This window comes from Desulfococcus sp. (genome assembly GCF_050178255.1).
Taxonomy (GTDB): domain Bacteria; phylum Desulfobacterota; class Desulfobacteria; order Desulfobacterales; family Desulfococcaceae; genus Desulfococcus; species Desulfococcus multivorans.
In genome coordinates, this window is the sequence record NZ_JBFXGG010000146.1 from 1 (window position 1) to 6580 (window position 6580).

At 54.7% G+C, this 6580-nt stretch carries 6 protein-coding genes and 1 pseudogene; 1 reads left to right on the plus strand and 6 read right to left on the minus strand.

All coding sequences use genetic code 11. The features are described from left to right. Both AB7S84_RS15850 and AB7S84_RS15855 read right to left on the minus strand, forming a co-directional pair. Window positions 1–622 (minus strand): annotated as a pseudogene (locus AB7S84_RS15850) (nucleotide sugar dehydrogenase); the annotation flags it as partial. After that, window positions 615–920: an FtsB family cell division protein gene (locus tag AB7S84_RS15855; RefSeq protein ID WP_020878606.1), complete on the minus strand. Its 306-nt coding sequence runs from the start codon at window positions 918–920 to the stop codon at window positions 615–617. The gene AB7S84_RS15855 and the pseudogene AB7S84_RS15850, both read right to left, overlap by 8 nt. 364 nt (window positions 921–1284) lie before the next feature. Between AB7S84_RS15855 and rpsT the strand changes: the two genes are divergently transcribed. Further along, window positions 1285–1551 carry a 30S ribosomal protein S20 gene (gene rpsT, locus AB7S84_RS15860; protein WP_020878607.1) on the plus strand — a complete coding sequence of 89 codons (267 nt, stop codon included), beginning with the start codon at window positions 1285–1287 and terminating at the stop codon, window positions 1549–1551. Between the two features lie 161 nt (window positions 1552–1712). Here rpsT and AB7S84_RS15865 read toward each other — a convergent pair whose 3' ends face one another. The 4 genes from AB7S84_RS15865 to AB7S84_RS15880 all read right to left on the minus strand — a co-directional run bounded on the left by AB7S84_RS15865 (window position 1713) and on the right by AB7S84_RS15880 (window position 6312). Next, window positions 1713–2243: an LptE family protein gene (locus AB7S84_RS15865; RefSeq protein ID WP_020878608.1), complete on the minus strand. Its 531-nt coding sequence runs from the start codon at window positions 2241–2243 to the stop codon at window positions 1713–1715. A 97-nt stretch (window positions 2244–2340) separates the two neighbouring features. After that, window positions 2341–4932 (minus strand): leucine--tRNA ligase, encoded by a 2592-nt coding sequence (gene leuS / locus AB7S84_RS15870; RefSeq protein ID WP_020878609.1) that lies wholly within the window; start codon window positions 4930–4932, stop codon window positions 2341–2343. Between the two features lie 278 nt (window positions 4933–5210). Beyond that, window positions 5211–5738 carry a TRAP transporter small permease subunit gene (locus AB7S84_RS15875; protein WP_020878610.1) on the minus strand — a complete coding sequence of 176 codons (528 nt, stop codon included), beginning with the start codon at window positions 5736–5738 and terminating at the stop codon, window positions 5211–5213. A 220-nt stretch (window positions 5739–5958) separates the two neighbouring features. After that, window positions 5959–6312 carry a hypothetical protein gene (locus tag AB7S84_RS15880; protein WP_020878611.1) on the minus strand — a complete coding sequence of 118 codons (354 nt, stop codon included), beginning with the start codon at window positions 6310–6312 and terminating at the stop codon, window positions 5959–5961. Window positions 6313–6580 lie beyond the last annotated feature (268 nt).

Genomic DNA, 6580 nt, shown 5'->3' on the forward strand with positions numbered 1-6580 from the left:
CCCGATCGACCCATCTGGCATAGATATCTACCAGGCTTTCCCTGGCGCGGATCCCCGCGGGAGAGGTGTCGGACCCGATCAATACCCGATCCGGATGCTTCAGATCGTTGACGGCGGTGCCTTCGGCAAGGAACTCCGGATTGGAGAGGACCGTAAAACGCGTCTTGTGATTTCCGGCATCGAAAATTCGCTTCATGGCCTGAGCGGTCTTCACGGGGAGGGTGCTTTTTTCGACGATGATTTTCGGTGTGTTGGAACACTCCCTGATCTGACGTGCGGTTTTTTCCCAGTATTGCAGATCCGCGGCCATTCCGGCGCCTGTTCCAAACATTTTTGTCGGGGTGTTCACGCTGACGAAAATCATATCGGATTCCCGGATTCCGGCTTCGATATCCGTGCTGAAAAAAAGGTTTCTTCCCCTCGCCGACCGAACGACCTCGTCCAGACCCGGTTCGTAAATGGGAAGGCGCTCCGAATTCCAACGAGCGATCCGTTCCGGATTGATATCGACGACCGTGACCTTGATGTCCGGACACTGGGATGCGATCACCGCCATTGTCGGCCCTCCGACATACCCCGCTCCGATGCAGAGAATTTTCATTTGACGCGTTTTTTCAGTCATGTGGTGTTCCTTTAACCGCTTGTCGTTCCAGTTTCATGATGATTTCGTCCGACTTGATCAGTCCCAGATCCTCCCGGGCGACGTGTTCGATGAATACGGGGTCGTCTTTGAGCCGGACGACGGTTTGGTGAAGGGACAGATTCTTCTCGACCAGCGCTTCGTTTCTCTGGATGATGCGCTCCTTGTTCAGCCGCATGGTCTTGAGGTCCATCAGTCCTTTGCCCCCAAAAATGATCATCAAAAACATGGCGGAAACGATCAGGATCGGGAGGTAGATTGTCAGCGTTCTCTTGAACAATTCAGTCGTCTCCTTGCTGTGGGGACTGCGAGCCCGTTGCTGCGCTGCTCCGGCAGCGTCGTTGGATAAATGGTTACTCAACTTTCGACTGTCATAGGCCGTATCTATCCGGTCTCCATCATGAAAGTCGAAAGTTGAAATGGTTATAAATAACCCCATAACTTAAAATGTGGCAAGGGAAAAATAACCGGACAACACGAGCTCGTCCGTCCTTTCGACGATGATCGGCGTTCTGTCCGGAAAACGGAGAATAAAGATTCAGGCAAATCAGGCCGGATGCACTTTTATCTTGACAGAATCCCAAGAACCTGTGTAGTTAGAAGAGTTTATCGTAAATAATTTACCAATGAAAGGAGTCTCAATCTTGGCAAACCACAAATCAGCTTTGAAGCGGGCACGCCAGAACGTGCTGCGGCGGGAACGGAACCGTATCGTCAGAACGCGAATGAAGAATGCCGTGAAACAGGTTCGGAGCGCGGCAAATGAAAACAGCAAGGATGCGGCAGTCGAGCATCTGAATCAAGCCAAATCGGTGATCGCCAAGGCCGCCAAAAAGGGTGTTATTCACCGGAATACTGCCGCACGAAAGATATCCCGTCTGGCCAAACTGGTTAATACCGTTTCTCTTTGACGCGGCATTGGGGGTCGGGTTTCCCGCCGGTTTTGAACCGGCGCAGACATCCGTTCTCAAAAGGCACGAAACGACCGGCGATACCCGAGGGAAAGGCCGTCTTTCGTGCTTTTTTTTGAAGCTGCCCTCTCCTCCCCTATTCACGAGACCGGTGGGTGACGTCAGAATTTGTCTGTTATACGGCTGTAGACCGCCTCGGCAAGCCGTTGCGACAGCGCCCTGATGGCCTCGCGTTTGTTGTAGTCGGTGGCGATTTTTTCCGTCAGAATCCCGTAGGTTTCACTTTCGGATATTCCGTTTGCCGACCAGATGATCTCTCCGTTCCGATCTGAAAGACTCAGACTGACAACGGCGGTAATGCGCCGCTCGACGGACGTGATTTGACCGCGATAGGCGACGGTCGCCACAGGCATGGCGACAATGGTTCCGCTCAGGACGGCGTCCGCATCGTCGCTCTCCACCACGGTGTTCCCGTTTTTTGTGAATTCGAAGATCAGATCGTTGGTGAAGATGTGTTCAACCCCCGTTTCAGCGGTTCGGTTTTCAAGCATCTTGACCGAAACCGTCGAGATGTTTTCTCCCAGCTTTTCGCCGGCGGAGAAGCGATAACCGCAGGCGGTCATCGACAGAACAACGGCGGCGAGCATCCAGATCGGCAATGACCGGCGATGTCCCGAACGACGGTTGAACATGGGTCTCCTTCCAAGGGGCTAATTATCCCGACAGTCCGCTTCCGGACAACGTTTTCAAAACGTGAACAGCCCTGACCGGTTCCGCAACCCGTCAAGGTTACACGACGATATTGACCAGTTTGTTCCGGACCAGAATGACTTTTCGAACCGGGCGTCCTTCGATGAACCTCCGGACCCGTTCATCGGCAAGGGCCATGGACTTGATCGCATCGTCGTCGGCTTCGGGGTCGACACTGAACTTGCCCCTCAGTTTTCCGTTGACCTGAATAACGATGAGTATCTCGTTCCTGACGAGAGCGTTTTTCCGGTAGGACGGCCACGGTGCCTGCAGAACCGAGGGTTGATGACCGAGACTCTCCCATATTTCCTCCGCGAAATGGGGTACCATCGGTGAGAGGAGCAGGACTGCGGATTCGATCCCCAATCGCATCACCGCCGCTTTCCGGGGAGAGGCCCCCTCCCTTTCGACGGCGTACATGGCATTCACCAGTTCCATCACGGCGCTGATGGCGGTGTTGAAGTGAAAGCGGTCTTCGATGTCGTTGGTCACCTTCCTGATCGTTTCATGAATTTTCCGATAGATGTCGCGGAGTTCTTCGTCGAGGTCTTCCGGTGTGCCCTCATAGGGGGGGATGCCGTCGATAAGGGGGTTCCAATCGAGCACCAGGCGCCAAACCCGGTTCAGAAAGCGAAGTCCCCCTTCGACGCCCTGGTCGTTCCACTCCAGATCCCGTTCGGGTGGGGCGGCAAACAGACAGAAAAGACGGGTCGTGTCGGCGCCGTATTGGTCCATGAGCGTTCCCGGATCGATGACGTTTTTCTTGGATTTGGACATCTTCTCCACGCGACCGACGGTGACCGATCCGTTGCACAGTTTGCATCTCGGGCCGTCGGCTTCCCAGGTGACCTGATCGGGAAACAGATACCCGTGCTCCGGACAGGAGGTGCTCTCCTTGCAGACCATCCCCTGGGTCAGCAGCCGGGTAAAGGGTTCCCTGCAATCGATCAGTCCGAGATCATTGAGAACCCGCGTGAAATATCGGGAGTAGAGAAGGTGAAGAATAGCGTGTTCTACGCCGCCGATATATTGATCCACCGGCATCCAGTAGTCGACGGCTTTTCTGTCGAACATCCCCTCTTCATAACGCGGACTGCAGTAACGATCGAAATACCAGGAGGATTCCACAAAGGTATCCATGGTATCGGTCTCGCGTCGGGCTGAGGTATTGCCGCAGGCGGGGCAGACGACCCGGGCGAATTCAGGCAGCGTCGGCAAAGGCGACCTTCCGCCGTCGAGCAGGGATGCGTCCTCGGGGAGAATGATGGGCAGATCCGCTTCGGGTACCGGCAGAATGCCGCAGGTGGGGCAATGAATCATGGGTATGGGCGTTCCCCAATAGCGTTGCCGGGATATTCCCCAATCCCTGAGCCGGAAGCTGACGGTTTTTTTTCCGAGGCCCTCACGTTCCAGGTAGGCCGCCACTTCATCCAGTGCCTGACGATTGGACATGCCGTTGAAAATGCCCGAATTGACCATCTCCCCTTCCCCGGCATAGGCTTCGGTCATTGTAGCGGGATCCAGTTCCCGGTCCTCCGGGCTCACGACGACGATGATGTCGAGACCGTATTTCCGGGCAAACTCAAAATCCCGTTGATCATGGGCCGGGACAGACATGACGGCGCCGGTGCCGTATTCCATCAATGCGAAATTGGCGGCGTAGATGGGCATTTTCCGGCCGGTCAAGGGGTTGATGCAGTAGGCTCCCGTGAAAACACCCTCCTTCTCATAGGATTCCACTGCCCTGGCCGAACGATCCTGAAGCGCCGTCTTATCGACAAAGGCATCGATCGCGTCCGCTTCAGGCTTTCCCCGTGACAGCTCCACAACCAGGGGGTGTTCGGGGGCGAGGCACATGAAGGTCGCTCCGAAAACGGTATCCTGACGCGTCGTGAAGACCGAAACGGATTCGGCTGAGTCTTCGATGGGAAACCGGATTTCCGCCCCAACGCTTTTTCCGATCCAGTTTTTCTGCATGGTGGTCACCTTGTCGGGCCACCCGGGCAATGCATCGCAATGCACCAGTAGATCTTCGGCGTAGTCGGTGATCCTGAAAAACCACTGCCAGAGCTTTTTCTGTCGAACGGGTTTGCCGCAGCGCCAGCACATACCGGCCTCGACCTGTTCGTTGGCGAGAACGGTCTGGCAGGGTTCGCACCAGTTGACGAAGGATTCCTTCCGGTAGGCCATCCCTTTTTCATACATTTTGATGAAGAGCCACTGTTCCCATCGGTAGTATTCCGGCCGACATGTTGCGATTTCACGATCCCAGTCATAGGAAAAACCGAGCTGTTTCAGCTGCTTTCGCATGGCGTCGATATTGTCGTAGGTCCACGCGGCCGGGTGAGTGTCGTTGGAAATCGCGGCGTTTTCCGCGGGCATGCCGAAGGCGTCCCACCCCATGGGATGCAGCACGTTAAACCCGCGCATCCGCTTGTATCGCCCCACAACGTCACCGATGGTGTAGTTGCGAACATGACCCATGTGGATTTTTCCCGAAGGGTAGGGAAACATTTCCAAAAGGTAATACTTCGGCTTGCCGGGCGTCTCGCTGACCTTGAAGACCCCTGACGTCTCCCAATATTTCTGCCATTTGGCTTCGATGGTCCTGGGGGTGTATCGCTCATCCATTGTAACGTTTTTCCTCCTATCACATGACGATCAGGGGGTTCCGGGCCGTGGTCGCGTCACGTACCTTGATAACGGCCGCTCCTTTTCAAAGGGTTCCCGCATCGACGGCCTAACCGTTTGACAACATGTTCCCAATGCGTCCTTCCCATGGCATAATGTGGGGAAAATAGCAAGACCGAGACGGCTGGAAGGTGCTGTTCTCCGGGAGCGTGCGCCCCCCGCTGATGTCTGCCGGAGAGCGCCCTTTCCCGTGTCGGATCAGAAAGACGGCGACGTCCTCATTGTTTCTGCCGGTATCGAATCCGTTTCGGCAGGGCGACTTTACTGAAAAAAATTCCAATCAGTTGAAGGTCGAAAAGCAGGAAGCCCACGGGGATCACTGCCTGGGGAATGAAGAGTGACGCACCGGAAATGTGATTCACGCCAGGGTTCATGCTGTATGTGTGGCGAAGCATGATGAGAGACTGGTAGAATGCGAAGGAACAGAGCACGAATGCGGCCAGAATGATGGTCAGACTAAAGGTTCTTTGAACCTTGACAACCCCGTGTGAGAACCGGGCCTTACGTCGGGATCGACCGTCGTTTTTGAGCAGTTGGGCAGCACCCGCCATGACAACGGCGATCAAAAAATAGATCAGTGGTTTTTCGCTGATGAATGTCGAGAATTTGAATACGGTTCGTATAAATATTTCTACGGAAATCAGGGTGATGATCATGACCATGAACAGCATGGTCACGCAGTTTCCGGCTGACGCACAGGCATCGATCCAGCGGGAACCTTTTTGCTTAACAATCTCAAAAGGCATTTCCATAACTCCTATCGGTGATCGGACCAATCTTTATTACTGTCACACGAAATGGCAACAGCCGATCAAATCGGCGAACAATATAGTATCGGGTTCAAAAAAATCAAGGTTTTTTTTGGGCAATCACAGGGAGCGCAGGATGGTATGACCGTCCGTCGAAGGTGACGTAATGATCGGACTTCGGCACACCGAAGCCTCGTTGAACGGGCGATAAAATGGGTCATTTGCGGGCGTGGTGTCGCTCAATCACCCGAAGACGGTGGGTCCGTCTGACTTTTTTCCATATTTCCCGGACAATGACCATGGCCGGATCCATGAGTGGATAGTTCATCTCCCTCATATACCGCCTGCAGGACGACAGCAATGCCGGGTTTCCCCCGCCGTTCAGCTGAAATTCCTTCCGGATCGTCTCGGCCATGCCGACGTAAACAGGACCCAATTCGGACTCCGACAGGTGGGCCATGATCACCTTGTCCCGTAAGGAAAGATCCTGCAGCAACAATTCGACCACCGCTTCGACGTCTGTTGGAAAATCGAAGCGGTTGAGCTCATGATTTACAGGTTGAAACATCATCGTATCCCTCCTGGTGTCTGCTGTTCATGTCATGCATTCACTTTCGACTTTCATGATGGTAACCGGAAAGAGGTGCCGGGAGGATATGGTCCGCGCCCCTTCAGCGGTGAGTTTTAGTGCCGCTTAAGCGCCGCGGAGGGTCAGCGGCCCGGACTGTTTGAGCGCAGCGAGTTTCCGGGCCGCCCGGAGCAAGCTTTAGCGGCACTTGAACGAAACCGCGTGGGGCGCGGGCCGTATCCTCCCGGCACCGGCCTATGAAAGTCGAAAG

Coding starts and splice junctions, on each gene's coding strand:
- AB7S84_RS15875 (WP_020878610.1), bottom strand. CDS start 5,738: ATGCCTTTTGAGATTGTTAAGCAAAAAGGTTCCCGCTGGATCGATGCC.
- AB7S84_RS15880 (WP_020878611.1), bottom strand. CDS start 6,312: ATGATGTTTCAACCTGTAAATCATGAGCTCAACCGCTTCGATTTTCCA.
- leuS (WP_020878609.1), bottom strand. CDS start 4,932: ATGGATGAGCGATACACCCCCAGGACCATCGAAGCCAAATGGCAGAAA.
- AB7S84_RS15865 (WP_020878608.1), bottom strand. CDS start 2,243: ATGTTCAACCGTCGTTCGGGACATCGCCGGTCATTGCCGATCTGGATG.